This window comes from Pigmentiphaga daeguensis, from assembly GCF_039523035.1.
Taxonomy (GTDB): domain Bacteria; phylum Pseudomonadota; class Gammaproteobacteria; order Burkholderiales; family Burkholderiaceae_B; genus Pigmentiphaga; species Pigmentiphaga daeguensis.
In genome coordinates, this window is sequence record NZ_BAAAEN010000003.1 from 256,072 (window position 1) to 279,923 (window position 23,852).

Consider the following 23,852-nt stretch of genomic DNA (forward strand, 5'->3'; position numbering starts at 1 on the left):
GATGCGGTGGATCCGGCTTTGCCGGTCCACCCGCATCGCCCCCTTGAGGGGGCCCGCGCAAGCGGGTAGGGGGTGGGTTTCCCTTGCGCGCGTCAGCGCGTAGGGGGGCTATTTTTTTCCGCTGACTGCGGAGCCGGCGTTGACGGAAAGACGGCTGAAGAACAGGACGGACATCATCATCGTGATGCCGATGACCAGGAAGCCGGGGATCACGTCGTAGGCATCGAGCGTGGAGGTGCCGCGCGCGGCCATGCTGACCTTGAGGGCGAAGGCGGCCACGGCCACGCCCAGGCTGATGGCCAGTTGCTGGACCGCGCTGGCCATGCCGGTGGCCCGGCCCATCTGCTCGGGGCCGATGTCGGCATAGGCGAGCGAATTGACGCCGGTCAGCTGCAGCGACCGGAAGAAACCGCCCAGCAGCAGCACGATGATGATGACGGCGTGCGGGGTGGCCGAGGTGAACAGCACGCAGCCGATGATGGACACCCCGGTCAGGAAGGCGTTGACCACCAGGGTACGGCGGAATCCGAAGCGCTTGATGATGGGACTGGCGCTCATCTTCATCATCAGCGCGCCCAGCGCGCCGGCGAAGGTCAGCATCCCCGCGGCGAAGGGCCCCATGCCGAACGCCACCTGCAGCTGCATGGCCAGCAGGAAGGGCACGGCGCCGACCGCCAGCCGGCAAAGGTTGCCGCCCAGCAGCGCGATGGAGAAGGTCGGGATCTTCAGCAGGCGGAAGTCCAGGATGGGATGCGGCGACCGCCCCGCATGCCTGACATACAGCAATCCGCATACGCCCCCCAGCGCCAGCATCGCCAGCACCATGGGCGTCGACAGCACGCCGTGGCCCACGGCCTCGAAGCAGAACACCAGCGTGCCCAGGCAGACGGCGGTCAGCAGGAAGCCGATGATATCCAGCGGCTGCGGCTGGCCCGCCTCGGTATCGTGGATGTAGCGCAGCGCCAGGATCACGCCCAGGACGCCGATGGGCAGGTTCATGAAGAAGATCCAGCGCCAGGATCCGTATTCGACCAGGAAGCCTCCCACGGCCGGCCCGAAGATGGGCCCCAGCAAGGCGGGCATGCTGAGGAAGGACATGGCGCGCACCAGTTCCGACTTGGACACGGTGCGCAGCAGCACGATGCGTCCCACCGGGACCATCATCGCGCCGGCGAACCCCTGCAGCATCCGGCCCGCCACCATCTGGCCCAGGGTCTGCGACAGGCCGCACAGCGTGGAGCTGAGGGTGAACAGGACGATGGCGGAGGCGAACACCTGGCGCGCGCCGAACCGGTCGGCGGCCCAGCCGCAGATGGGCACGAACACGGCGGCGCTGAGCAGGTAGGCGGTGATCGCGACGTTGAGCCTGACCGGATCCTCGCCGAAGGAATGCGCCATCGAGGGCAAGGCCGTGGCGATGACGGTGGAGTCCAGCATCTGCATGAACAGCGCGCAGCCGACGATGAGCGGCACGACCATGGGCCCGAGCCGCTGCGTGATCCGGGCGATGAACGGGGAGTGATCGTTGGTGGACAAGGCCATGTCTTTCACTCCCCAAGGTGCTGCAGGGCTTTGGCCGCGCGGCCAAGCGCGGCGCGGTCGTCGGGATCGAGCTTGGCGATGCGGCCCGCCAGCCAGTCGGTGCGGCGCTTGCGCACCTCGGCCACCAGCCGGCGTCCCTCCGGGGTCACGGCCAGTCCCACGCGGCGCTTGTCCGCGTGCAGGGTCTGGTCGCGCTGGATGTAGCCGGCGGCCTCGAGCTGCTTGATGTGGTTGCTCATGCTGGCGGCGCGCATGTTCTCGCGATTGGCCAGGTCGTTGACGCCTATGCCCGGCTCCTTGTCGATGGCCGACACCAGCATGACCATGAGCGGCGATACGCCGAAGGTCTGGGTCTCGCGCCGCAAGAGCCTGTTCAGCCGCAGGATGGCCGGCCGCAATTGCGCGGCCAGGTCGATCGATTCGTTACCGGTGGGGTCCAACATGATCCTGGCGGGGGCGCACGCATGGGCGCCGCGCCCAATAAGTTAGTTAGTTGAACTAACTATATAGGCGCAGGCCGGCGATTGCAAGTCCCGCCGCGGACCAAGGTCCGCGCCGCGTCACATGACCGAGGAGGCTCCGCCGTCCAGGTTGACGCTGGAGCCGGTCACATAGCTGGCCGCGCCGGAGGCAAGGAAGACGATGACGTTGGCGGCTTCCTCGGCTTCGCCCACCCGTCCCAGAGGAATGTCCTGAGCGAATTCGCGGTACAGGTCGTCGGCATCCCGGCCCTTGGAGGCGGCGGCGCGCTCGTGCTGTCCGGCCTTGATCTTGCCGATGCAGACGGCGTTCACCAGGATGTTGTCGGCCGCGAACTCGCGCGACAGCGCCTTGGTCAGGGCCAGTCCGGCCGCGCGGGAGACCGAGGTCGGCATGGACGTGGCGGCGGGCTGCTTGCCGCCTATGGTCGAGATGTTGACGATGCGGCCGCCCCCTTGTTTCTTCATGTGCTGGACGGCCAGGCGCGAACAGCGGATCGCCCCGTACAGCTTCAGTTCGAGATCGGCATCCCAGTCGGCGTCGCTGACCTTCAGGAACGGGCCGCGCATCGAGGTGCCGGCATTGTTGACCAGGATGTCGATGCGGCCGAAATGATCCGCCACGGCCGTGAAGAAACGCTCGATTTCCTCGGGCCTGGAGATGTCCGTGGCCAGCCCGAAGACGTCGCCGCCCTTGGCGCGCAACAGTTCCACGGTGGCCGCCAGCTTGTCCGCGCTGCGGGCGCAGATCGCCACCCGGGCGCCCTCTTCCACGAATTTCAGCGCGGACGCCAGGCCTATGCCGGCCGTCGCGCCCGTCACCACCGCCACTTTTCCTTTCAATCCCAGATCCACTTGTCGCTCCGTCACATAGAATTCATACAGGACGCGGCAACCGCCGCGCCTTGCTCTCTTTCGTTCACCACCGCGGTCCGCACCGCCATCCAGGCCCCAAGCCATGCAGGCAGACTTCCACGACACCGGCATCATTCGCGCATTCCATGCCCATGTCTACTACGACCCCGCCACCACCCGCGACGTGGCCGCGATCGTGCGCGAGGAAGCCGTCGCGCGCTTCCCCCTGCGCGCCGGCCGCTGGCACGACGTACCCGTCGGCCCGCATACCCAGGCCATGTACCAGTTGCTGTTCGACCCCGCCGTCTTCGCCTCGCTCGTACCCTGGCTCATGCTGAACCGGCGCGGCCTGGACGTACTGGTGCATCCGGACACCGGACTTCCGCGCCGCGACCACCTGGTGCATGGGTTCTGGCTGGGCAGGGTGCTGCCGCTGAAGGCCGAGCGCCTGCCCGAGCGGGACGATTGACCCCCCTCACGCCGCGTTTTCCATCCACCCCAGCCGAGCTCCCGCGGCGGCGGTGATCTCGAACGATCGCAGGCGCGCGGCGTGGTCGTAGACCTGCGCGGTCACCATCAGCTCGTCGGCCCCATGCCGGCGCGCGAACTCGTCCAGTCCGGCCTCGACGTCCTCCGGCGTTCCTACCACCGCGCAGGACAGCGAGCGCTCGATGTGCGCTTTCTCGGCCCCGCTCCAGATCTCCTCGATGTTGTCCACGGGGGCGTTCAGCTTGCCGGGCGTCCCCCGGATCAGGTTGACGAATTGCAGTTGCAGCGACGTGAACAGGCGGCGCGCCTCGTCCCGGGTGTCCGCGGCGAACACGTTGATGCCCAGCATCACATAGGGTTGGCGCAAGGCCTCGGAAGGCTGGAAGCGCGTGCGATAGAGGTCCAGCGCCGCCGTGAGGTAGCCCGGCGCGAAGTGCGAGGCGAAGGCGAAGGGCAGCCCCATCTGCGCCGCCAGCTGCGCGCTGAAAAGACTGGATCCGAGCAGCCACAGCGGCACGTCCAGACCGCCGCCGGGCACGGCCTGCACCGCCTGCCCCGGGCTCGGCGCCCGGAAATAGTGCTGCAGCTCGGCCACGTCCTGGGGAAAGCGGTCGGCGGTATCGCCCTGCCCCCGGCGCAGCGCGCGGGCGGTGGCCTGGTCCGAGCCGGGCGCGCGGCCCAGGCCGAGGTCGATGCGGCCCGGGTATAGCGAGGCCAGCGTGCCGAACTGTTCGGCGATGACCAGCGGCGCATGGTTGGGCAGCATGACGCCGCCCGCGCCCACCCGCATGTGCCGCGTCCCGGCGGCCACGTGGGAAATCACGAGGGCCGTTGCGGCGCTGGCGATGCCGGGCATGTTGTGATGCTCGGCCAGCCAGTAGCGGCGATAGCCCCAGCGTTCGGCATGCTGGGCCAGGTCGAGGGTGTTGCGGAACGCGTCGGCGGCGGTGCCGCCGGCGCAGATGGGTGACAGATCCAGTACGGACAGTGCGGTCATTTCGTTCTCGTGCAAGGAATGCGCCCGGCGGGAAAGCGGGCGGTGGCCACGCTGCGTTAACCGAAGGTTGACGAGGCTTGAAAAGACGTCGCTCGTCAGGCGGACAGGCGCTCAATACACTCATCGTACCCTTCACCCCGGACTCCCTTCGATGAAAACCTTACCCGCCATAAGCCTATGGGCCGCGCTGGCCATCGCCCTTGCCCCGGCCGCCCACGCGCAATCCGGCGCTTATCCCTCCCGTCCCGTCAAGATGGTGGTCGGGTGGTCGCCCGGCGGCGCGACCGATCTGCTGGCCCGCATGGTTTCCACGGAACTGAGCCAGCAGCTCGGCCAGCAGGTGGTGGTGGACAACCGGCCCGGCGCCAACGGCACGATCGGCCACGCCCAGGTGGCGGCCGCCCCGGCCGACGGCTACACGCTGATCCTGGCCACCAACAGCACCTACGCCATCGCCGAGCACCTGTACAAATCGCTGCCGTACCGGCACGAACGCGACCTCGCCCCGATCTCGCTGCTGGCCTCGAGCCCGCTTATCCTGGCGGTACGCCCCACGCTGGAGGCCGGCGGCGTGAAGGAATTGCTGGCCCTGGCCCGCAAGCAGCCCGGCCGCCTGAACGTCGCCTCGGGCGGCAACGGCTCGACCAGCCACCTGGCGGCCGAGCTGTTCATGAGCCTGACGGGCATTTCCATGACGCATGTCCCCTACAAGGGCGGCGGTCCGGCCAACAACGCGGTGGCCGCCGGAGAAGTCGACGCGGCCTTCCTGGACCTGGGCGTCGCCCTGCCCTTCGCTTCCGCCGGCCGCCTCAAGGCCATCGCCGTGACGGGCACCGCCCGCTCGCCCTTGCTGCCCGAGGTTCCCACCGTGGGCGAATCGGGCGTGCCCAGCTTCGAGTCGACGACCAACTTCGCGCTGTTCGCGCCCGCGGGAACGCCGCGCCCGGTCATCGACCGCCTGCACCAGGCCGTGCACAAGGTGCTGGCGGGCAGCGACCTGCGCGACAAGCTGCGCCGGCAGGGCGTGGAGATCGTCGACAGTTCGCCCGACGAGCTTCGCCGCGCCGCGGCCGCGGAAAGCGCCAAGTGGGCCCGCATCATCCGCGAACGCCACATCTCCCTGGACTAGGATGGCCTCGCATTCCCACCCCGCGCTCGACGTCGCAGTCGTCGGCGCCGGGCCCATCGGCTGCGCCACCGCAGCCTATCTGCTTCGTCACGGACACCGTCCCTTCCTGTGGTCTCCCACCGCATCGCGGCTCGAACGCCGCGGCGGCATGGCGCGCATCGCCTGCACCGGCGCCCTGGACGGCGACGTGGAGATCGAGCTGCTGGCCGCGCCTGAACGGCTGGCCGGGTTCGATACCGTCATCGTCTGCCTGCCGGGCAACGCCTATGCCGACGTGCTGGGACGGCTGGCACCGCTGTGGCGCGACGGCCAGACCGTCATCGTCAGCGGCGCGCTCAGCCTGGCGCCGCTCTGGCTGCGCGAGCGCGCGGCGCGGCGCGGCTGCGAGCTGCATGCCGCGGGCTGGGCCACGACGCCCACGACCGCCCACTTCCTGCCCGACGGCCGGCTGCACGCGAATCCGCTGCGCCATCGCATCGACATGGCCTCGACCGGAGATGGCGGCCGCATCCTGGCGCTTTGCGCCGCCTTGCTGGGCGAGCGCTTCGTCGACGCCGGCGACCTGCTGGCGCCGACGCTGGCCAACATCAACCCCATCGCCCACGCCGCCGAGGTCATCCCCAACCTGACCCGCATGGACCGGGGCGAGGACTGGCCACTGTTCGGCTGCTTCACGCCGGTGGTCGGCCGCCTGGCCGAAGGGCTCGATCGGGAACGCCTGGCCACCGCCGCGGCGCTGGGCTTCGCCCTTCCCACGCTGGCCGAGCATTACAGCCGGTCCTACCATATCGAAGCCGGGCCGCTGCACGAGATGGCCGCGGCCATCCAGGCGCGCGGCATGGGTCCATCGGGCCCCGCCCGCCTGGACCACCGCTACGTGCTGGAGGACGCCCCCTTCGGGCTGGTGTTCCAGGAAGCGCTGGCCCGGGCCGCGGGCGTGGACACGCCGCTGCTGTCGGCCTGCATCGACATCCTGGAATCGGTCTATGCGCGCGACTTCCGGGCCGAGAACTTCCTGGTGGACGAACTGGGACTGGCCTCGGGCGGCGTGGCCGCGCTGCGCAGCCGCTGCGCCGCCTCGCGCAGCGCCGACACGCCCCCGCGATGAGCGCCGCTGAAGCGGTAGACCATCGCGATCGGTACCGGCGCGGGCAGGTCTTCCATGCCGATCTCCACCAGGGTGCCGCGCCGCAGGCGATCCTCGATCACGCAACGCGCCGCCAGGGTCACGCCCAGCGCCTGTTCGGCCAGTTGCAGGTTGGTGATGGCATTGGTGGATTCGATGCGAGGCACGATGGGCGCCAGGCCGTGCTGCAGCATGACCTGCTCGACCATCATGCGGGCATTGGTCGGCCGGGGCGGCAGGATCCACGCTTCGTCGCGCAACGACCGCCACGCGTGGCGCCGCCGGCGGTCCGCGGCCAGCGGATGCTTGGGCGCGCACACCACGGTCCACTCCTCGACTCCTATCTGCTCGATGACGAAACCGTCCGGCCTCAGCCCGCCAAGCTCGGACGGCGTGTTCATCGTGACCAGCACGTCGAGGTCGCCGGCCTCCAGCTTCTGGCACATGTCGGCCAGCCGGCCCTCGACGATGCGCACGGGCGGCAGGCCCCCATGGGCCGCCAGGTCACGCAGCAGCCTGGGCACCAGCGTCCAGGCGATGAAGGGCGGCGCGCCCAGCCGCATGCCCTGGTCGGCCGGCATGCCATGCGCGGCCAGTTCGTCCGCCAGCTGGGCCACCTCGCCCAGCAGCACCCGCGCACGCTGGACGATCAGGTCGCCGGCCGCGGTCGTGACCACGCCGCGCGGCAGGCGATGGAAGATGGCCGTGCCGAACAGCGCCTCCACTTCGCGCAGCCCCTTGCTGACCGCGGCCGTGCTCAGATGCAGCCGCTGGCCCGCCGCCCGCATGTTGCCGGCATCGGCCAGGGTACTGATGAGTTCGAGCTGGCGCATTCTGAGCGCGGCCAGCAGGCGGTGTGTCGCATCGTGCATACGGATAGTCCTGGCAGGGGGGCGCGACTGCGCGTCCCCACGCGAGCATACTCCGCGGAGGCCGCATGACGCGCCGCCCCGCCTCCGTGCGCATCGTGGCCACCGGCGGCACCATCGCCGGCGCCGCGCCATCGCCGCGGGATACCAGCGGCTACCGCGCCGGCGCCCTTCCGGCCGCCGCGCTGCTGGCCGACCTTCCCCTTCAGGACGACATCCGCCTGGATGCGCGGCAACTGGCTTCGCTGGACAGCAAGGACGCGCTGCCCGAGTTATGGCAAATGCTGGCGCGGGAACTGGCGCAGGCACAGTCGGACCCCGGCGTCGACGGCGTGGTGCTGACCCACGGCACCGACACCCTGGAGGAGACGGCCTGGTTCCTGCACCTGACCCTGGCCCTGGCCAAGCCGCTGGTCATCACCGGCGCCATGCGCCCCGCCACCGCGATCTCCGCCGACGGTCCCATGAACCTGCTGCAGGCCGTGCAGGTGGCGGCGTGCCCGTGGGCGGCGCGGCACGGCGTCGTTGCCGTCCTGAACGGCCGGGTCCACCACGCCCGCCATCTGCGCAAGGCGCACACGCATCGTGTGGACGCCTTCGATAGCGGGGAAGCCGGCGCCGCCGGCTTCGTCCAGGATGGCTACGTGGGCTGGCTCTCGCCGCCCCGCCGCCGCCCGCTGCGTTTCCCGCCGGACACGCCGCTGGCGCCCGTGGACATCCTGTTCGACTACCCCGGCATCTCCACCTCGATGGTCGATGCGGTCCTGCGCGCCGGCGCGCGCGGGCTGGTCTGGGCCGGCTACGGCAACGGTTCCATCAGCGGCCGCATCGAGCCGCTGTTGCGCGAGGCCGGCCGCCGCGGCCTGGCGATCGTGCGCGCCACCCGTACCGGCGCCGGCCGGGTGGCACATCCGGGCACCGGCGATTTCATCCAGGCCGCCGGCCTGGACCCGTACAAGGCGCGCATCGCGCTGATGCTGGCGCTGGGCGCCGGCACGCCGCCGGCGGCCTTGCAAGCGCTGTTCGACACCCTGTCCTACGAATGAATGAAGCGAGCGGCGCGCCCGGGGTTTTCCCCAGCGCGCCATCGTTGAAAGCGGCAACTTGTTACGGTATAGTTGATAAAATCCATAGTTGATTTAAGCAACAATCTGGCTTTTCCCCGGCAAGGACGAGAAGTCCTCCGGACAGCCGCCATCGAGGAGACAGCATGAAGACCCGTTTCGCCCTCCGGCTGGGAGCCGTCGCGGCTGCCTTGGCGACGACGCTGCCCGCATGGGCGCAAAGCGAATCCGCGGCCAATTATCCGTCGCGGCCGATACGCATCATCGTTCCCTACACGCCGGGCGCGATCAATGACGTACTGGCGCGCCGCATCGCTCAGCAGTTGTCCGAAGCGCTCAAGCAATCGGTCGTCGTGGAGAACAAACCCGGCGGCGGCACCGTCATCGGCACCGAATACGTCGCACGCGCCGAACCCGACGGCTACACGCTGCTGCAGACGGCAGCCTCGCACTCGATCAATCCGAGCCTGGTTCCCAAGCTGCCCTACGACTCCATCAAGAGCTTCAGCTTCATCACCCTGGTGGGAACCTCGCCCTACGTGATGACCGCCACCCCCAGCCTGCCCGCCAACACGCTCCCCGAGCTGATCGCGCTGGCCAAGTCGCAACCGGGCAAGATCTCGTACGCCTCGACCGGCAACGGCGGCAGCGCCCACCTGATGGGCGAGCTGCTCAAGGACATGGCCCAGATCGACCTGATGCACATTCCCTACAAGGGCCTGGCGCAAGGCCTGAACGACGTCGCCAGCGGACAGGTGCAACTGACGTTCAGCACCTATACGGGCGCGATGGCCTACCTGCAGCCCGGCCGCGTGAAGGCGATTGCCGTCACGGGCAAGGAACGCATGTCGGTGCTGCCCAACGTGCCCACCATCGCCGAAACCCTGCCCGGCTACGATGCCTCGGGCTGGTGGGGCTATGTCGCGCCGGCCGGCACGCCCAAGCCCATCGTCGACAAGCTCAATCGCGAGTTGAACAAGATCGTGCAATCGGCCGACTTCAAGGAGCACTTCAAGTCCCAGGGGGTCGAGATGCTGGGCACCACGCCTGACGAGTTCCGGACCCACGTCGAGCGCGAGATGGAAACCTGGCGCAAGCTGATCAAGAAAGCCAACATCACGATGGGCTGACCCCCTGCCATGAAGATCGCCCGCTGGTCGCTGGACTTCTACCGCCTGGCCTATCGCCGCCAGGTGGTCTGGGCCAACGCGATCGAGGACGCCGGCGTCTACGCCCTGCTGCGCATCGAGTCGGACGACGGCCTGGCCGGCATGGCCGAAGGCACGGTCAAGGCGACCTGGTCCGGCGTCTCGCCGGCCTCGCTGGCCGCGGCCTTCCGCGACCTGGTGATGCCTGCGGCGGCGGGCCTGGACGTATCCGACCCGGCCACGCTGCGCCAGGCGCTGGCTCCCCTGCCGGAGAATCGACTGGCCAAGGGCATGCTGGAGACCGCCTGCTGGATGCTGCGCGCCGCCCGCGCCGGGCAGCCGCTGTGGCAATTCTGGGGCGGCACGCCCGAGGTCGAGGTGACCTGGACCGTGACCCGCCAGCCTCCGGAGGTCATGGCCCGCGAAGCCGCGGGCGCGGCCGAGCGCCATGGCATCCGCGCGTTCAAGATCAAGGGCGGACAGGGGATGGACGTCGACCGGCGGGCGCTGCGCGCCATACGGCGGGCCGTGGGCGACGGCGCGGTCTTCAACGTGGACGCCAACTCGGCCTACGCGCCGGACGAGGCCGCGGCCTACCTGCGCCTGCTCGAGGACGAAGGGGTCGAGACCGCGGAAGATCCCTGCCCGCTGCGCCCGGATGCCCATTTCGAGGCCTTGCAGCGGGGCACCGCCCTGCCCATCCTGGTGGACAGCCCCTGCGCCACGGTCGCCGACGCCGCGCTGTTCCTGGAACGGGGCGCGCGCTCGCTCAGCGCCAAGCCCGGGCGCATAGGCATGACCGAGACGCTGGCCATCGGCGACCTGGCGCGCAAGTACGGAGCCCGGATCGCCACCGGCATCTATGCGGAAAGCGCGCTCGGTACCCTGATCAACCTGCAACAAGCCGCGGTCGTGCCTGCCGCCGACTGCGCCTTCGCCGCGGAACAGACTTTCTTCCTGACCCTGGCCGAGCAGGTCGTGCCGGCCGAACCCGTCATCCGGCGCGGCCGCGTGGCGCTGCCGCCGTCCCCTTGCGTGGACGACTGGATAGACCGCGAGCGGCTGGAGCGGTACCGCCTGCCCGTGTCCGCGTCCTGAGAGATGCGGTCTGCGCCTGCAGCCAGGCGCGAAAATCCGCCAGCACCGGGTCGCCGGCGTTCTCGACCGGATAGGCGAAGTAATAGGCGCCTTCGCTGCGCACGGCCAGGTCCGACAACACCTTGAGCTTGCCCGAGCGCAGTTGGTCGCCGATCAGGAAACGCGGCAGCAGCGCCACGCCCAGGCCGGCGCAGGCGGCGCTGATCAGCATGGACTGGATCTCGAAGCGCGGCCCCCGCATGACGTTGACGTCGGGCAGGCCAGCCGCCGAGCACCAGTGGCGCCAGGCCTCGGGGCGGGTCATCAGGTGCAGCAGCCGGCAGCCTACGATGTCTCGCGGACCGGGCGCGGCGGCGCCCCGCAGCAATGCCGGGCTGCCCACCGGCAGCAGCACCTCGTCGAACAAGTGGTCGATCCCCGCGCCGGGCCAGTCGGGCGCGCCGAAATACAGGGCGCCGTCCAGCGCGCTTTCGCTAAAGAAGAAGCGCGTGCTGCGCGCGCTGACGTGCACGGTGGCCCCGGGCTGGTCGTCGTAGAACGAGGCCAGCCTGGGCACCAGCCATTGCGATCCCACGGTCGGCAGCGCGGCGATCTCGAGCACCACGCCGCCTCCCTCGTGCCCCATGACTTCCTGCGTATCGCGCTCGATGCGTTCGATGGTCTGCATCACCCGCTCGCCATACATGGCTCCCGCACGCGTGAGCGAGATGCGCTTCTTGATGCGGTGGAACAGCCGCACGCCGAGTTGTTCCTCCAACAGCGAGATCTGGCGCGACACGGCGCTTTCGGTCAGTGACAGCTCGGCCGCCGCGCGGGTGATGCTGAGGTGGCGCGCCGCCGCGTCGAAGGCGGTCAACGCACCGATGCTGGGCAGCCTGCGTCGCATTGGGTCATTCCAAAAACTCAAGATGTCTCCAGAATAAATCGTTTGTCGGACCGCGGACAAGACTCCTAGGATGTGTCCCGTTCCTCCACATTCCTGCATGCCATGACCGCAAACAACGAACGAGTCCTGATCGCCGGCGCCGGCCCCGTGGGCCTGGTGGCCGCCAACGTGCTGGCGGATGCCGGCATCCCCGTGACGGTGTTCGAGGCCGAGGCCAGCCTGCCGCAGACCTTGCGCGCCTCGACCTTCCAGCCTTCCACGCTGGACCTGCTCGCTCGCCTGGACATTTCGAAATTACTCATCAACATGGGCCTGGTGGCCCCGCGCATGCAGTACCGCGACCGCCAGGGCTGGGTGGCAGAGTTCAACTTCGGCGCCATCGGCGACGAGACCGCGCACCCCTATCGCCTCCAGTGCGAGCAGTTCAAGCTGAACGGCCTGCTGGTCGAGCGCCTGGCGCGCATCCCGCATGCCGAGGTCCGCTTCGACGCGCGCGCGACCCACGTCCGGCAGGATGCGGACGGCGTCACGCTTACGCTCCAGGGCGCCGACGGCGCCACGACGACGGAACGCGGCACCTGGCTGATCGGCGCCGACGGCGGCCGCAGCGCGGTGCGCGACCTGCTGGGCGTGGTGCTGGAAGGCTTCACCTGGACCGAACGCTTCCTGGTGGCCAGCACCCCGTTCGATTTCGCCGACGTCATCCCCGGCCTGGCCGAAGTCAGCTACTTCGCCGATCCCGAGCAGTGGTTCTTCCTCTTGCGCGTGCCCGGCCTCTGGCGCGTGATGCTGCCGGTGGGCGCGGACGAGACAGATGCCGACATCCTGTCGGACGCCAGCATCCAGCGCCGCCTGCAATGCGTGCACCCGAACCCGGCCGGCTACGCCATCGAGCACCGCACCATCTATTCCGTGCACCAGCGCGTGGCGCCGCGATACCGGGTGGGCCGGGCCTTCCTGGCGGGCGACGCGGCCCACCTGAACAATCCGCTGGGCGGCATGGGCATGAACGGTGGCATACATGATGCTTTCAATCTTGCCGACAAGCTGGCCCGCGTCTGCCTGGGGCAGGCCGGCGAGGCCCTGCTGGACAGGTACGAGGCGGAACGGCGGCCCGTGGCGCTCGACTACGTGAACAAGATCACCATCGCCAACAAGAACAACCTGGAGACGCGGGACGAGGCGCGGCAGAAGACCTGGCGCGAAGAAATGACCCGCACGGCCGGCGACGGGCAACTGGCCAGGGAGTACCTGTTGAAGGTGTCCATGATCAGCAGCCTGCGGCGGCCGGAGATGCACCAGGGCGCGTGACCCGCAGTATGCGCTCCCCTTCCCTACCATCCTCCATCGGGAGTTCAGCATGTTCAGCAAATTCGCACTAGGCAGTATGCTCGCGCTGGTGTCGGCCACGGCTCCGGCCTGGGCCGACTCTTATCCCAGCCGTCCCATCACCATCGTGACGCCGTTCCCCCCGGGCAGCACCAGCGACATCATTCCCCGCCTGCTGGCCCCCCATGTCTCGAAGGCCCTGGGCGCCACGGTGGTCGTCGAGAACCGCGCCGGCGCCAACGGCTCGCTGGGCGCCGCGAAAGTGGCGACCTCGCCGGCCGACGGCTACACGCTGCTGATGGCCACGACCGGCGTGCTGGCCATCAATCCCTGGGTGTACGGCAAGCTGTCGTACGCCCCGGCCAAGGACTTCGATCCCGTCATCAACGCCGCGTCCACCCCCAACCTGCTGGTGGCCCACCCCGGCATCGCGGCCTCCAACCTGAAGGAACTGGTCGACCTGGCGCGCAAGCGTCCCGGCGAGCTGACTTTCGCCTCGGCCGGCAACGGCAGCACCAGCCACCTGTGCGGCGAATCGCTGAAGGCGGCCACCGGCGTGGACCTGGTGCACGTGCCCTACCAGGGACCGGCCCCGGCCATGCAGGACGTCCTGAGCGGCCGCGTCAGCCTGATGTGCGACAACCTCTCGAACGTCCTCCAGTACGTCAAGAGCGGCCGCCTGAAGGCCATCGCGCTGACCGGCAAGGAACGCAGCCCGCAGGCGCCCGACATCCCGACCTCGGCCGAGGCCGGCTACCCCGACGTGCAGGCCGGCAACTGGTACAGCTTCGTCGCGCCCGCAGGCACGCCGCGCTCCATCGTCGACCGGCTGAACACCGAGTTCGCCAAAGCCTTGCACGACCCCGCCGTCACCTCCCGGCTGGAATCGCTGGGGCTGACCATCATCGCCGACAAGCCCGACGAGTTCCGCGCCTTCATCGCGCAGGAATCGGCCCATTGGCAGAAGGTGGTCAAGGCCGCCAATGCCAGGCTGGACTGACGGCCCGCCCGATCCGGCCGCCATGTCCGCATGCGCGGCCGCCACGTTTTCCGATGGATACACGATGCTCCTGAACTTCATCACCGGCGCGGGCACCGCCTCGCGCGACACCGCCATCTCGCACGCAGTCATCGCCGGCTGGACCGGCCGCGACCGCGAGGCCATGGAGAAACACATCGCCGAGCTGGAGGCCCTGGGTGTCCCGCGCCCGGCCGCCACCCCCATGTACTACCGCGTCGCGGCCTCCCGCCTGACCACAGGCGACCGCATCGAGGTCTGCGGCACCGACTCCAGCGGCGAGGTCGAGTTCGTCATGCTGCGCGCGGGCGGGCGGTTGTGGGTAGGCATAGGCTCGGACCACACCGACCGCAAGGTCGAGACCATGGGCGTGGCGATCTCCAAGCAGTTGTGCGAGAAACCCGTGGGCGCCGACTGGTGGCTGTTCGACGATGTGGCCGCGCACTGGGACCGGCTGCTGCTGCGCGCCTTCATCGAGGAAGACGGCCGGCGCGTGCCCTACCAGGACGGCCCGGTGACGGCCATGCGCCATCCGCTCGAGCTGATCGCCGGCTATGCCGACGGCGGTGGCGCCCTGCCCGAAGGCGGCGCGATGTTCTGCGGCACGCTGCCCGCCCACGGCGGCATCCGCCACTCGGCCCGCTTCGATTTCGAACTGCACGACCCCGTGCTGGACCGCACGCTGCGCCACGGCTATCTCGCCGAGTCGCTGCCCGTGGCCGGCTGATTCCCTTTCATATCAGGAGCCCCTTTTTATGCCCGTGAACAAACTGCACGACGAATTCCATAACGTGGACATGGAGAACGGCTGGCAATTGCCCGAAGGCTACGACCCCGCCTCCGGCGCCCGCGAGAAGATCCTGGCCGGCGCGCTGGACGTCCTGAACAAGCGGGGCAGCCGCACCCGCCTCCTGCGCTTCCCGCCCGGACTCCACACGCGGGAGGCCATCGTCCATGACCATTGGGAGGAAGTCTTCCTGGTCTCCGGCGACCTAACGGTGGGCAACGACGCCGACGGCAACGGCGGCACGCCGTTCTCCGGCTACACCTACGCGGTGCGCCCGCCCGGCGCCTGGCACGGCCCGTTCAAGTCCAACGGCGGCTGTCTCCTTCTGGAAATACACTACTACGACCCTGCCTGAGGCCCACCCCCTACGCCCTTCGGGCGCCCAGCACGCATGGATGATTGATATGACTCCGCCCGACAAGTCCCTAGAACACCTGAGCGCCGAGCTGGACGCCGGCCGCGTCACCAGCCGCGCGCTGGTGGAAGACTGCCTGGCGCGCATCGCCGACCCCTCCGGCGAAGGCGCGCGCGTCTATACCCTGGTGGACGCCGATGGCGCGCGGCGGGCCGCCGACGCGATCGACGCGGCGCGCGCGCGAGGGGAAAGCACCCGGCGCCTGGCGGGTATTCCCATCTCGATCAAGGACTTGTTCGACATCGAAGGCCAGGTCACGACGGCGGGCTCGCGCGTGCTGGCCGAGGCCCCGCCCGCCGCGCGCGACGCCGAGGCGGTCGCCCGCCTGCGCGAGGCGGGCTTCGTCGTCATGGGCCGCACGAACATGACGGAGTTCGCCTATTCGGGGCTGGGACTCAATCCCCACCACGGCACGCCGCTCAACCCCTACGACCGCAAGACCGGCCGGATTCCCGGCGGTTCGTCCTCGGGCGCGGCGGTGTCGGTCACGGACGGCATGGCGGCCGTGGGCCTGGGCACCGATACCGGAGGCTCGTGCCGCATCCCCGCCGCGCTGACCGGCCTGACCGGCTTCAAGCCCACCGCCGCGCGCGTACCCGCCACCGGCGCCTTCCCGCTGTCGACCACGCTGGACAGCATAGGCGGCATCGGCCGCACGGTGAATTGCTGCGCCATCGTCGACGCCATCCTGTCCGGCGATCCGGTTTACCCGAACGAGCGTGCGTCCCTGGCCGGACTGCGCATGGGCGTGCCGCAGACCCTGGTGCTGGACGGCATGGACCATGACGTGGCCTCGGCCTTCCAGGACGCGCTGCGGCGGCTGTCGCAAGCCGGCGCGGCCATCGTGGACGTGCCCTTCGCGGAGTTCGCGGAACTGGCCGCCATCAATGCCAAGGGCGGCTACACGGCCGCCGAGTCCTATCCGCTGCACCGGGACATGATGGCCCGGCATGGCGACCTGTACGACCCGCGCGTCAAGGTGCGCATCGAGAAAGGCGCGCAGCTGACCGCGCAGGACGTCGCCGAGCTGCACGCGCGCCGCGCCGACTGGATACGGCGCACGAACCGGCACTTTGAGACGCTGGATGTGATGGCCTGTCCCACAGTGCCGGTCATCGCGCCGACGGTGCGGGAACTGGCCGACGACGAGGCCTATGGCCGGACCAACCTGCTGGTGCTGCGCAACCCGACCTTCATCAACTTCCTGGACGGGTGCGCCATTTCGCTGCCCTGCCACGCACCGGGCACGGCGCCGGTCGGCCTCATGCTGGCCGCGCCGGGCGGCCAGGACCGCCGCCTGCTGGCGGTGGCGCGCGCCGTCGAGGCCCTGCTCGCGGCGCGCTGAGCCGGCGGCCGCTACTTGCGCCGCGCGAACTCCAGGTACTCCGGGTCGAAGCTCATGCCCCATCCCGGCGCGGTCGGCAGCGTGTAGAACCCATCGACGAACGGCCGGGCCGGCTGGTTCGCGATCAGCTTGTAGAAGAACGGATCGCGCCAGGGAAGCATGACTTCGGCATAGCGGCCGTTGACCACGCCCGCCGACATCATCAGGCCGATCTGCGGCTCCAGGTGCTGCATGACCGAGACGTTGAAGGCCGAGGCCAGCATCGCCACGCGCCGCCACTCGGTCGGACCGCCGCCCCAGCTCGCATCGAAGTTGCAAATGTCGATGGCGCCCGCCGTCAGCAGGTCGCGGCAACCGAAGCGCGACAGCTCGCTCTGCCCCGCGGCCACCGGCACGCCGCCCACGGTCCGCACCACCGCCATGTCGGCGCGGTCGTTGTCCCAGCGGCAGGGCTCCTCGAACCAGGCCAGGTTCAGGTCGCGCGTCCGGCGCACGAACTCCAGCGCCTCTTCGCGGCTCCATCCCTGGTTGGCGTCGCAGGCCAGCACGAAGCCATCGCCGCCGGCCCGGCGCACGGTCTGGGCGCGCAGGGCGTCCTCGGCGGGCGTCTTGCCCCCCAGCTTGAGCTTCAGGCCATGGATACCGAAGGCCTTCAGTTCGGCCACTTCGTCCGCCAGGGCCTCCAGGTCGCCGCTCTGGCGGTAGTACCCGCCCAGCGCGACCACCGGCACCCGCTCGCGCGCGCCGCCCCACAACAGGTGCAGCGGCAGGCCGGCCAGCTTGCCCACGGCATCGTGCAGCGCGCTGTCCACGCAGGCCTGGGCCCGCAGCGCCACCCGGCGGTCGCGCAGGAAAGGCTCGGTCGCGCGCCGCGTGGCGGCCCAGGCGTCGTCGATGGCCGCCACGCGGCGACCCTTGAGCAAGGGCTCCAGTTCATCGTGGATCAGCCGGATGATGGCCGGCTGAAGTTCGTCGTCGTTGCCGTTGAAGCACTCGCCCACCACGCCGGCGTCGGTGTGCACGCGCGTGACGATGGTGCAGCGATGGGTCAGCTTCAGGGTCGAACCCGTGGCCGGCCGTTCCAGCTCCACCCTCAGCGGAATGGTCTCGATGCGGGTGATGCGGGCGTCCACCAGGGCAGGCACGCCGTCTTGTCTGATTGCGGAAGTCATATCGCTCCTAGGCCGGGTTCGAGTACGTAGATCCGTTCGCACATGACCCGGCGCGTGTTCTGGAAATGCGGACGCACGCGGCTGCTCCAGTCGGTCGCGCGCACCGCCAGCCAGGCGGGATCCTGCTGGATGGCGGGCGTGGTCAGGTCGTAGCAGGCCAGCGAGCGCTGGCTGCCGTCGGGATTGTCCGCCACCAGCCGGCGCGCGCGCACGTTGCCCGTCACGGCGGCCAGCCCGGGCAGGTGTTCCTGCCCATACCAGTTCGACAGATCCTCGGCCACATCGGGACGCACGTCGGTCTCGACCACGTAGTGGTGCGTGACCGGCTGGCCCTGCGAGACGCCGGGCAGGTCCTGCACCGGCGACAGAAGCAGGACGTCAGGCGCCTGGCCGGGCAGCAGCCTGCCGGCCCGCTCGGCAATGGCGCCGGCCAGTTCCAGGCCGCCGGGCCGCGCCGACCAGAAGTACAGGTACAGATGGGAGCCATCCAGCGCGCGGTTCGCGTCCACGCGCTCGAAGCATCCGGGGTGGGCGGCCACCACCTCGGCCGCCAGTCGTTCGATGGCCGCCAGGTCGGCGGGCATCGGGGAATACCGCAATAACACCGCGGCGGGTCTGCTCATAGATGCATCTTCCAGAAATTGCCTGCCGGACGCGTCAATCGGCCTGGATGCCCAGCCGCTTGATCAGCTCCGCCCACTTGGTCGTCTCGCCGGCCATGAACTTGCCGAAGGGCTCGGGCGACAGATAGGCCACCGACGCGCTCTCGGCCTCCAGGCGTTGGCGCATGTCCGGCTCGGCCAGGATGTCGCCGATGGCCTTGCTCAGCTTGTCGACGATGGCCGGCGGCGTGCCGGCCGGCGCCAGGATGCCCCACCAGTTGTCGCCGTCGTAGCCAGCCAGGCCCGCTTCCTGGACCGTGGGCACCTCGGGCAGCACGGGTTGGCGCTTGGAACCGCTGACGGCCAGCGGCCGCAGGCGGTTGGCCTTGACGTGCGGCAGGGCCTGCAGCACGGTGCCGACGGACACCTGGGCATGGCCCGCGGCAACGTCGGTCAGGGCGGCGCCGGCGCCCTTGTAGGGCACGTGCGTCATCGAGATGCCGGCCCGGATCTCGAACAGTTCGCTGACCAGGTGCTGCGAGCTGCCCACGCCGGACGACACGTAGTTGAGCTTGCCGGGATTGGCCTTGGCGTAGGCGATTAGGTCCGACAGCGTCTTCACGGGCAGGCCCGGATAGACCGAGATCAACAGCGGCGCGGTCGCCAGCCGGGCAACGGGCGAGAAGTCCTTGGCCGGATCGTAGGGCAGCTTCTTGTACAGCGTCGAATTCGCCGTGTGCGGCGTCGAGATCAGCAACAGCGTATAGCCGTCCGGACGGGACTTGGCCACCACTTCGGTGCCGATGGTGCCGCCCGCTCCGCCCCGGTTGTCGACGATGAACGGCTGCCCCAGGCGCTTGGTCAGCTCCTCGCCGATCAGGCGGCCGACGATGTCATTGCTGCCACCGGGCGCGAACGGGATCACGATGCGCACCGGCCGGGCGGGGTAGTCCTCGGCGCGCGCGGCGCCCAGCGTGGAAGCCAGCGCCAGGGCAACGGCCGGGACCAGGAATTTGCGGGACATCTGCATGGGGTCTCCTCGTGCATGCCGCCTTGGCGGAATCCCGCTGGCGGCGTTTAGTCAAGAGGCGGCATTGTGCGCACGCGTGCCATTTTCATCAATAAAATAGCTTCTACATCTGATATCCATAAATCAAATACCATGGACCTGCAGCAGCTGGAATCCTTCGTGCGCGTGGCCGAACTGGGCAGCCTGACCCGCGCCGCGCTGGTGGCGGGCGTCTCCCAGCCCACGCTCAGCCGCCACATCCGCCTGCTGGAACTCGAGCTGAAATCCCATCTGCTGGTCCGCACCGGCCGCGGCGTGGAACTGACCGAATCCGGCAAGTGCCTGCTTTCCTACGGCAACGCCATCCTGAAGCTGACACGGCAGGCCCGCGCCGACATCCAGGCGCTGCGCGAACAGCCCACCGGCAGGCTGACCGTGGGCCTGCCTCCGCGCATCGCGCATGTGCTGACGCCGGAACTCGTCAAGCAATTCCGCCAGCGCTATCCCGAGGCATCGATTTCCGTTTCCGAGGGCCTGAGCGTCGCGCTGCGCGAGGACCTGATACTGGGCAAGATCGAGATCGCGCTGCTGTTCGATCCTCCGCCCAGCCCCCGGCTCGAATACCGCAGCCTGTATCGCGAAGACATGGTGCTGTGCGGCCGCCCCAAGCCCGCCTTTCCGCTGCCGGCGCGGCTGGCGGCACGGGAGCTGGAGCGCTATCCGGTCCTGGTGCCCAGCATTCCGAACGCCGTGCGCAACGTGATCGAGGCCGGCTGCCGGCCCCATGGCATCAAGCTGAACGTCGTGGCCGAGGTCGACGCCGTGCATACCCTGCTCAAGCTCGCGCTGAGCGGACAGGGCTATGCCATCGTGCCGCGCAGCGCGGCGCCCATCGCCAGCACGGTCGAAGGCGGCCCGTTCAGGATCTCCGCCATCGGCTCGCCCCGCATGCGCAACAACCTCGTATTGGCCACCGCCCGCGAGCGGCCGCTGTCGCAGCTCGCGCAGGGAACGGTGGAACTGCTGGCGGCACAGGACATCGGCCGCCTGCTGGACGCCGGGCGGCGCATCAACGGATAGGCATGCCCTAGCGGATGCGTCCCGCCCCGGGTTTGTGGGCCACCACGTCGCCGAACTCTTTCGATTCGAGTATGGCCAGCCGCGCGTCGTCGATGGCGGCGGCATGCTCGCGGGCGCGGCGCCGGCGCTCCAGCAGGATCAGTCGCTTGGTCTGCGCCACCGCCGCCGCGGAATTCGACGCGATGCGCTGCGCAAGCGCCATCGCGGCCGTGAGGCTGTCGGGCACGACCTCGTCCACCAGCCCGATGCGCAGCGCTTCCCGCGGTTCGATCAGCCGGGCCGTCAGCATCAGGTCCAGCGCGCGCGGTTCGCCCACCAGCCCCGGCAGCGTGACGGCGCTGACGCCCGAGAGCATGCCGTGCTGGACTTCGGGGAATCCCAGCTTGCCGGTCTCGGCGGCGATGCGGAAATCGGCATGGATCGCCAGGGTCAGCCCCATGCCTATGGTGAAGCCGTGCAGCGCCGCCACGACCGGCTTGTGCAGCTCCACGCCTATGCCGGGAATCGCGTCCATCAGCGTCGGCGTGTCGACCATGGTGCCGGTCGCCTGCATCTCCTTGATGTCCGAGCCGGCGCAGAAGGCCTTCTCGCCGGCTCCGCGCAGCACCAGTACCGATACGGCGGGGTCCTGCGCCGCGTCGCGCCAGATGCGGCCCAGTTCCCGCTTCGCGGGCACGTCCAGCGCGTTCATGCGCTCCGGGCGGTTGATGACGATCTCGTGGATGCCGCCCTCGAGCGGACGATAGTCGATACCCATGCAGGCCTCTTCCGTTGAATGACGCCGGCGACACGTTGACAGGCCGGTGCCGGCTATGCAAACTATACCGCAGATGTGTAAATAGTAAACATTATGTGCATATAATGCACAAACACAGGACACACCTACTCATGAAAGCCGTCATCCTTTCCGCCTTCGGCGCACCCGATACCCTGGAAATCCGCGAGGTTCCCACCCCCTCCCCCGCGGCCGGCGAAGTGCTGGTCCAGGTCAGGGCAGCCGGCATCTGTCACCACGACGTCCTGCACCGCGCCGGCAAGCTGCCGGGCGCGCGCGCCGGCGTCGTCCTGGGCCACGAGACCGCGGGCGAAGTCGTCGCGGTAGGAGACGGCGTGATCACGCATCGCGTAGGCGACCCCGTGGTCATCTACCAGCGCCAGTTTTGCGGCCTGTGCCGCAACTGCCTGCGCGGCCGGCAGGACATGTGCCGTGCCCTGGGCCTGCCGGCAGTCGATACCGTGGGCGGCTACGCCGAATATGTCTGCGTGCCCGCGCCCATGGCCATTCCCGTGCCGCGCGGCCTGCCCTGGGAGGCCGCGGCGCTGTCGTGCTGCCCGATAGGCACCAGCCTGCGCGCGCTGCGCACCCTGGCCGGCACCAGTCCCGGCGACACGGTCCTCATCACCGGCGCCAGCGGCGGCCTGGGCATGCATCAGATCCAGATCGTGCGCGCCCTGGGTGCCCGCTCCATCGCCGTCACCTCGAGTCCGGCCAAGGCCGCGCACCTGAAATCGCTCGGAGCGGACGAGGTGATCGTGTCGCCCGACCTGAAATTCAGCGCCCAGGCCTGGCAGCTCACCGGCAAGCAGGGCGTGGACATCGCCATCGACAACCTGGGCCTGTCCCTGCCCGAGACCCTGCGCAGCATGGCCCAGGGCGGCACGGTGGTGGTGCTGGGCAACATCGACGGCCAGGCGGTGGACGTGCTGCCCGGCCTGTTGATCGGCCGGCGGATACGCGTCATGGGATCGGGCAGCGGCACGCTGGAGGACATCCGCCAGGGGCTGGCGATGCTGGCTTGCGGCCAGATCCGCCCCGTCATTTCCGCCACCCTGCCCTTCGACGAGATCCGCCGCGCGCACGAGCTACTCGACACCAAGGCCGTGGAGGGCCGCGTGATCATGCAGGGCTGGCTATGAACATCGGTGCCCTGCTTCAACGGTGCGCGCAGCACTGGCCCGGCCGGCCCGCGATCGTGGACGCGCGCGACGGCGGCGTCCTGGACTTCCGCGCATTCGCCGCGCGCGTGTTCGGACTGGGCCACGCGCTGCGCGCGGACGGGCTCGGCGACGGCGATCGCGTCGCCATCCTGGGGGACAACACGCCCGCCTACCTCTTGTGGGACTACGGCGCGATGTCGGCGGGACTGGTCCGCGTGCCGCTCGATCCGGCGCTCAGCGCCGATGAACAAGCCGCGCAACTGATCGACGCCCAGGCCCTCATGCTGGCCCACGGGGCCGAATATGCCGATCGCGCGCGCGAACTGGCCGCCCGCGTGCCGGGCCTGCGGCTGCGCCCGTTGGAGGCCGACGCCGGCAGCCGCGAGACCCCGGCGGCCACCCCCGCCGCCCAGGCCATGGCCTCGCTCAACTACACGGGCGGCAGTACCGGGACGCCGAAAGCGGTGGTCATCACCCATGGCAGCCTTACCTCCGCCTTGCAGAACATCGTCATGGCCCGAGGCCAGCACCCGGGCGACGTCATGCTCAACATGCGGCCACTGTGGCCGATCGCCGCCATCATCGTGCTGGCCCAGCTGGCCGCGGGGGGCACCGTCGTGCTGGCCGGCCGCTTCGAGCCGGCGCGCTTCCTGGAGCTGCTGGCGCACTACCGCGCCACGTCCACGTCCCTGGTCCCCACGCACCTGGTGCGGCTGCTGAAGGAAACCCGGCCCGCCGACCACGACCTGGGCGCGCTGCGCAGCATGGACGTAGGCGCCGCCGCCATTGCGCCCGATACCTTCCTGGCCGCCATCCAGGCGTTCGGACCTCGCTTCGGCATTCTGTACGGGCTGACCGAAGCCTCGTGGAGCTGCTACCAGCCGCCACAGGCGCTGGCCGATCCGGCCACCCGGGCCCAGGCCATACGCAGCGTGGGCCGTCCGCTGTTCGGCTGCGAAATCCGCATCGAAAGCGAGGGGGAAACCGCGCCGGCAGGCACCGAAGGCGAAGTGCTGATACGCGGCGCCCACGTCGCGGCGGGCTACTGGCGGCAACCGGAACTGACCGCCGGGGTCTTCCGCGACGGCTGGTTCCGCACCGGGGATCTCGGCATCCTGGATGCCTCGGGCGTGCTGCGCATCACCGGCCGCCTGAAGGAAGTGATACGCAGCGGCGGCAAGTCCATTCTGCCGGACGAGGTGGAGCGCGCGCTGTGCAGCCACCCGGCCGTGGCCGAAGCGGCCGCCGCCGGCCTGCCCGACCCCGAGTGGGGCGAGATCGTCGGCGCCGCCGTCGTGCTGCGCGCGGGCGCGGCGGCCACGGCCGAGGAACTGATGGAACACTGCCGCCGGTCGCTCTCGGGCTTCAAGAAGCCGCGCGTGATCCGCTTCGCTCCGGCCATCCCCAAGTCCCACTACGGCAAGGTGCAGCGGGCCAAGGTACGGGCCTTGCTCGCGGAGCCGGCCTGAGAGCCG

The 23,852-nt window shown here is 69.6% G+C and carries 23 protein-coding genes and 1 pseudogene; 14 read left to right on the top strand and 10 right to left on the bottom strand.

Annotated elements, in window-relative coordinates:
- Positions 1 to 108 precede the first annotated feature (108 nt).
- The 3 genes from ABD104_RS06115 to ABD104_RS06125 all read right to left on the bottom strand — a co-directional run bounded on the left by ABD104_RS06115 (position 109) and on the right by ABD104_RS06125 (position 2,876).
- A complete protein-coding gene (locus tag ABD104_RS06115; protein ID WP_343927302.1) occupies positions 109 to 1,479 on the bottom strand; it encodes a DHA2 family efflux MFS transporter permease subunit in 1,371 nt (456 codons plus the stop codon).
- A gap of 68 nt (positions 1,480 to 1,547) precedes the next feature.
- On the bottom strand, positions 1,548 to 1,985 hold the full coding sequence (locus ABD104_RS06120) for a MarR family winged helix-turn-helix transcriptional regulator (protein WP_087837775.1): 438 nt from the start codon (positions 1,983 to 1,985) through the stop codon (positions 1,548 to 1,550).
- A 117-nt stretch (positions 1,986 to 2,102) separates the two neighbouring features.
- The gene (locus tag ABD104_RS06125) at positions 2,103 to 2,876 is read right to left on the bottom strand and encodes an SDR family NAD(P)-dependent oxidoreductase (protein WP_087837776.1); all 774 of its coding nucleotides are present in this window, start codon (positions 2,874 to 2,876) and stop codon (positions 2,103 to 2,105) included.
- A gap of 103 nt (positions 2,877 to 2,979) precedes the next feature.
- Here ABD104_RS06125 and ABD104_RS06130 point away from each other — a divergent pair, with 103 nt between their 5' ends.
- Positions 2,980 to 3,345 carry a DOPA 4,5-dioxygenase family protein gene (locus ABD104_RS06130; RefSeq protein WP_087837777.1) on the top strand — a complete coding sequence of 122 codons (366 nt, stop codon included), beginning with the start codon at positions 2,980 to 2,982 and terminating at the stop codon, positions 3,343 to 3,345.
- A 6-nt stretch (positions 3,346 to 3,351) separates the two neighbouring features.
- Here ABD104_RS06130 and ABD104_RS06135 read toward each other — a convergent pair whose 3' ends face one another.
- A complete protein-coding gene (locus tag ABD104_RS06135) occupies positions 3,352 to 4,362 on the bottom strand; it encodes an LLM class flavin-dependent oxidoreductase (RefSeq protein WP_279817505.1) in 1,011 nt (336 codons plus the stop codon).
- A gap of 151 nt (positions 4,363 to 4,513) precedes the next feature.
- On the opposite strand from ABD104_RS06135, the gene ABD104_RS06140 reads away from it, so the two are divergent.
- Positions 4,514 to 5,491, top strand: coding sequence for a Bug family tripartite tricarboxylate transporter substrate binding protein (locus ABD104_RS06140; protein ID WP_165963176.1), 978 nt, complete (start codon positions 4,514 to 4,516; stop codon positions 5,489 to 5,491).
- A gap of 1 nt (position 5,492) precedes the next feature.
- Complete coding sequence (locus tag ABD104_RS06145; RefSeq protein WP_279817508.1) at positions 5,493 to 6,599, top strand: NAD/NADP octopine/nopaline dehydrogenase family protein; 1,107 nt, start codon at positions 5,493 to 5,495, stop codon at positions 6,597 to 6,599.
- Positions 6,600 to 6,619: 20 nt separating this feature from the next.
- Here ABD104_RS06145 and ABD104_RS06150 read toward each other — a convergent pair.
- A pseudogene (locus ABD104_RS06150) lies at positions 6,620 to 7,621 on the bottom strand (LysR family transcriptional regulator); the annotation flags it as partial.
- Between ABD104_RS06150 and ABD104_RS06155 the strand changes: the two are divergent.
- The 3 genes from ABD104_RS06155 (at position 7,555) to ABD104_RS06165 (ending at position 10,796) form a co-directional block, all read left to right on the top strand.
- A complete protein-coding gene (locus ABD104_RS06155) occupies positions 7,555 to 8,532 on the top strand; it encodes an asparaginase (protein WP_343927263.1) in 978 nt (325 codons plus the stop codon). The pseudogene ABD104_RS06150 and the gene ABD104_RS06155 sit on opposite strands and share 67 nt — an antisense overlap.
- Before the next feature lie 164 nt (positions 8,533 to 8,696).
- Positions 8,697 to 9,680, top strand: a complete 984-nt coding sequence (locus tag ABD104_RS06160) for a tripartite tricarboxylate transporter substrate binding protein (RefSeq protein WP_087837781.1) — start codon at positions 8,697 to 8,699, stop codon at positions 9,678 to 9,680.
- Between the two features lie 9 nt (positions 9,681 to 9,689).
- Positions 9,690 to 10,796 (top strand): mandelate racemase/muconate lactonizing enzyme family protein, encoded by a 1,107-nt coding sequence (locus ABD104_RS06165; RefSeq protein ID WP_343927264.1) that lies wholly within the window; start codon positions 9,690 to 9,692, stop codon positions 10,794 to 10,796.
- Here ABD104_RS06165 and ABD104_RS06170 read toward each other — a convergent pair.
- Positions 10,693 to 11,682, bottom strand: coding sequence for a LysR substrate-binding domain-containing protein (locus ABD104_RS06170; protein WP_087837783.1), 990 nt, complete (start codon positions 11,680 to 11,682; stop codon positions 10,693 to 10,695). The two genes, ABD104_RS06165 and ABD104_RS06170, sit on opposite strands and share 104 nt — an antisense overlap.
- A gap of 102 nt (positions 11,683 to 11,784) precedes the next feature.
- Between ABD104_RS06170 and ABD104_RS06175 the strand changes: the two genes are divergently transcribed.
- From ABD104_RS06175 to ABD104_RS06195, 5 genes are all read left to right on the top strand, one after another.
- Positions 11,785 to 12,993: an FAD-dependent oxidoreductase gene (locus ABD104_RS06175; protein ID WP_279817515.1), complete on the top strand. Its 1,209-nt coding sequence runs from the start codon at positions 11,785 to 11,787 to the stop codon at positions 12,991 to 12,993.
- Positions 12,994 to 13,042: 49 nt separating this feature from the next.
- A complete protein-coding gene (locus ABD104_RS06180) occupies positions 13,043 to 14,011 on the top strand; it encodes a Bug family tripartite tricarboxylate transporter substrate binding protein (protein WP_087837785.1) in 969 nt (322 codons plus the stop codon).
- 64 nt (positions 14,012 to 14,075) lie between these two features.
- Positions 14,076 to 14,756: a DUF2848 domain-containing protein gene (locus tag ABD104_RS06185; RefSeq protein WP_279817517.1), complete on the top strand. Its 681-nt coding sequence runs from the start codon at positions 14,076 to 14,078 to the stop codon at positions 14,754 to 14,756.
- Positions 14,757 to 14,784: 28 nt separating this feature from the next.
- Positions 14,785 to 15,171: a cupin domain-containing protein gene (locus ABD104_RS06190; RefSeq protein WP_087837786.1), complete on the top strand. Its 387-nt coding sequence runs from the start codon at positions 14,785 to 14,787 to the stop codon at positions 15,169 to 15,171.
- A gap of 49 nt (positions 15,172 to 15,220) precedes the next feature.
- Positions 15,221 to 16,576, top strand: coding sequence for an amidase (locus ABD104_RS06195; RefSeq protein ID WP_343927265.1), 1,356 nt, complete (start codon positions 15,221 to 15,223; stop codon positions 16,574 to 16,576).
- Between the two features lie 11 nt (positions 16,577 to 16,587).
- Here the strand turns inward: ABD104_RS06195 and ABD104_RS06200 are convergent, their stop codons facing one another.
- Genes ABD104_RS06200 through ABD104_RS06210 form a run of 3 tightly spaced genes read right to left on the bottom strand, consistent with a single transcriptional unit; the run spans position 16,588 to position 19,380 of the window.
- The gene (locus ABD104_RS06200) at positions 16,588 to 17,748 is read right to left on the bottom strand and encodes a mandelate racemase/muconate lactonizing enzyme family protein (protein ID WP_338616059.1); all 1,161 of its coding nucleotides are present in this window, start codon (positions 17,746 to 17,748) and stop codon (positions 16,588 to 16,590) included.
- Positions 17,745 to 18,371 (bottom strand): hypothetical protein, encoded by a 627-nt coding sequence (locus ABD104_RS06205; RefSeq protein WP_343927266.1) that lies wholly within the window; start codon positions 18,369 to 18,371, stop codon positions 17,745 to 17,747. Before ABD104_RS06205 ends, ABD104_RS06200 begins: the two co-directional genes overlap by 4 nt.
- A gap of 34 nt (positions 18,372 to 18,405) precedes the next feature.
- Positions 18,406 to 19,380, bottom strand: coding sequence for a Bug family tripartite tricarboxylate transporter substrate binding protein (locus ABD104_RS06210; RefSeq protein WP_087837790.1), 975 nt, complete (start codon positions 19,378 to 19,380; stop codon positions 18,406 to 18,408).
- A 132-nt stretch (positions 19,381 to 19,512) separates the two neighbouring features.
- On the opposite strand from ABD104_RS06210, the gene ABD104_RS06215 reads away from it, so the two are divergent.
- Positions 19,513 to 20,439, top strand: a complete 927-nt coding sequence (locus ABD104_RS06215) for a LysR family transcriptional regulator (protein ID WP_087837791.1) — start codon at positions 19,513 to 19,515, stop codon at positions 20,437 to 20,439.
- 7 nt (positions 20,440 to 20,446) lie between these two features.
- Here ABD104_RS06215 and ABD104_RS06220 read toward each other — a convergent pair whose 3' ends face one another.
- Positions 20,447 to 21,196: an enoyl-CoA hydratase/isomerase family protein gene (locus ABD104_RS06220; protein WP_343927267.1), complete on the bottom strand. Its 750-nt coding sequence runs from the start codon at positions 21,194 to 21,196 to the stop codon at positions 20,447 to 20,449.
- A 131-nt stretch (positions 21,197 to 21,327) separates the two neighbouring features.
- On the opposite strand from ABD104_RS06220, the gene ABD104_RS06225 reads away from it, so the two are divergent.
- Both ABD104_RS06225 and ABD104_RS06230 read left to right on the top strand, forming a co-directional pair.
- Positions 21,328 to 22,356 (top strand): alcohol dehydrogenase catalytic domain-containing protein, encoded by a 1,029-nt coding sequence (locus ABD104_RS06225; protein WP_338616064.1) that lies wholly within the window; start codon positions 21,328 to 21,330, stop codon positions 22,354 to 22,356.
- Positions 22,353 to 23,846 (top strand): class I adenylate-forming enzyme family protein, encoded by a 1,494-nt coding sequence (locus ABD104_RS06230; RefSeq protein WP_338616066.1) that lies wholly within the window; start codon positions 22,353 to 22,355, stop codon positions 23,844 to 23,846. Before ABD104_RS06225 ends, ABD104_RS06230 begins: the two co-directional genes overlap by 4 nt.
- Positions 23,847 to 23,852 lie beyond the last annotated feature (6 nt).

Excerpts from the sequence above, each read along its gene's own strand:
- ABD104_RS06170 (WP_087837783.1), bottom strand. The coding sequence starts at position 11,682 with ATGCGACGCAGGCTGCCCAGCATCGGTGCGTTGACCGCCTTCGACGCG.
- ABD104_RS06165 (WP_343927264.1), top strand. The coding sequence starts at position 9,690 with ATGAAGATCGCCCGCTGGTCGCTGGACTTCTACCGCCTGGCCTATCGC.
- ABD104_RS06225 (WP_338616064.1), top strand. The coding sequence starts at position 21,328 with ATGAAAGCCGTCATCCTTTCCGCCTTCGGCGCACCCGATACCCTGGAA.
- ABD104_RS06175 (WP_279817515.1), top strand. The coding sequence starts at position 11,785 with ATGACCGCAAACAACGAACGAGTCCTGATCGCCGGCGCCGGCCCCGTG.
- ABD104_RS06220 (WP_343927267.1), bottom strand. The coding sequence starts at position 21,196 with ATGGGTATCGACTATCGTCCGCTCGAGGGCGGCATCCACGAGATCGTC.
- ABD104_RS06115 (WP_343927302.1), bottom strand. The coding sequence starts at position 1,479 with ATGGTCGTGCCGCTCATCGTCGGCTGCGCGCTGTTCATGCAGATGCTG.
- ABD104_RS06215 (WP_087837791.1), top strand. The coding sequence starts at position 19,513 with ATGGACCTGCAGCAGCTGGAATCCTTCGTGCGCGTGGCCGAACTGGGC.
- ABD104_RS06190 (WP_087837786.1), top strand. The coding sequence starts at position 14,785 with ATGCCCGTGAACAAACTGCACGACGAATTCCATAACGTGGACATGGAG.
- ABD104_RS06185 (WP_279817517.1), top strand. The coding sequence starts at position 14,076 with ATGCTCCTGAACTTCATCACCGGCGCGGGCACCGCCTCGCGCGACACC.
- ABD104_RS06200 (WP_338616059.1), bottom strand. The coding sequence starts at position 17,748 with ATGACTTCCGCAATCAGACAAGACGGCGTGCCTGCCCTGGTGGACGCC.
- ABD104_RS06230 (WP_338616066.1), top strand. The coding sequence starts at position 22,353 with ATGAACATCGGTGCCCTGCTTCAACGGTGCGCGCAGCACTGGCCCGGC.
- ABD104_RS06145 (WP_279817508.1), top strand. The coding sequence starts at position 5,493 with ATGGCCTCGCATTCCCACCCCGCGCTCGACGTCGCAGTCGTCGGCGCC.
- ABD104_RS06205 (WP_343927266.1), bottom strand. The coding sequence starts at position 18,371 with ATGAGCAGACCCGCCGCGGTGTTATTGCGGTATTCCCCGATGCCCGCC.
- ABD104_RS06155 (WP_343927263.1), top strand. The coding sequence starts at position 7,555 with ATGACGCGCCGCCCCGCCTCCGTGCGCATCGTGGCCACCGGCGGCACC.
- ABD104_RS06180 (WP_087837785.1), top strand. The coding sequence starts at position 13,043 with ATGTTCAGCAAATTCGCACTAGGCAGTATGCTCGCGCTGGTGTCGGCC.
- ABD104_RS06195 (WP_343927265.1), top strand. The coding sequence starts at position 15,221 with ATGACTCCGCCCGACAAGTCCCTAGAACACCTGAGCGCCGAGCTGGAC.
- ABD104_RS06135 (WP_279817505.1), bottom strand. The coding sequence starts at position 4,362 with ATGACCGCACTGTCCGTACTGGATCTGTCACCCATCTGCGCCGGCGGC.
- ABD104_RS06210 (WP_087837790.1), bottom strand. The coding sequence starts at position 19,380 with ATGCAGATGTCCCGCAAATTCCTGGTCCCGGCCGTTGCCCTGGCGCTG.
- ABD104_RS06160 (WP_087837781.1), top strand. The coding sequence starts at position 8,697 with ATGAAGACCCGTTTCGCCCTCCGGCTGGGAGCCGTCGCGGCTGCCTTG.
- ABD104_RS06120 (WP_087837775.1), bottom strand. The coding sequence starts at position 1,985 with ATGTTGGACCCCACCGGTAACGAATCGATCGACCTGGCCGCGCAATTG.
- ABD104_RS06130 (WP_087837777.1), top strand. The coding sequence starts at position 2,980 with ATGCAGGCAGACTTCCACGACACCGGCATCATTCGCGCATTCCATGCC.
- ABD104_RS06140 (WP_165963176.1), top strand. The coding sequence starts at position 4,514 with ATGAAAACCTTACCCGCCATAAGCCTATGGGCCGCGCTGGCCATCGCC.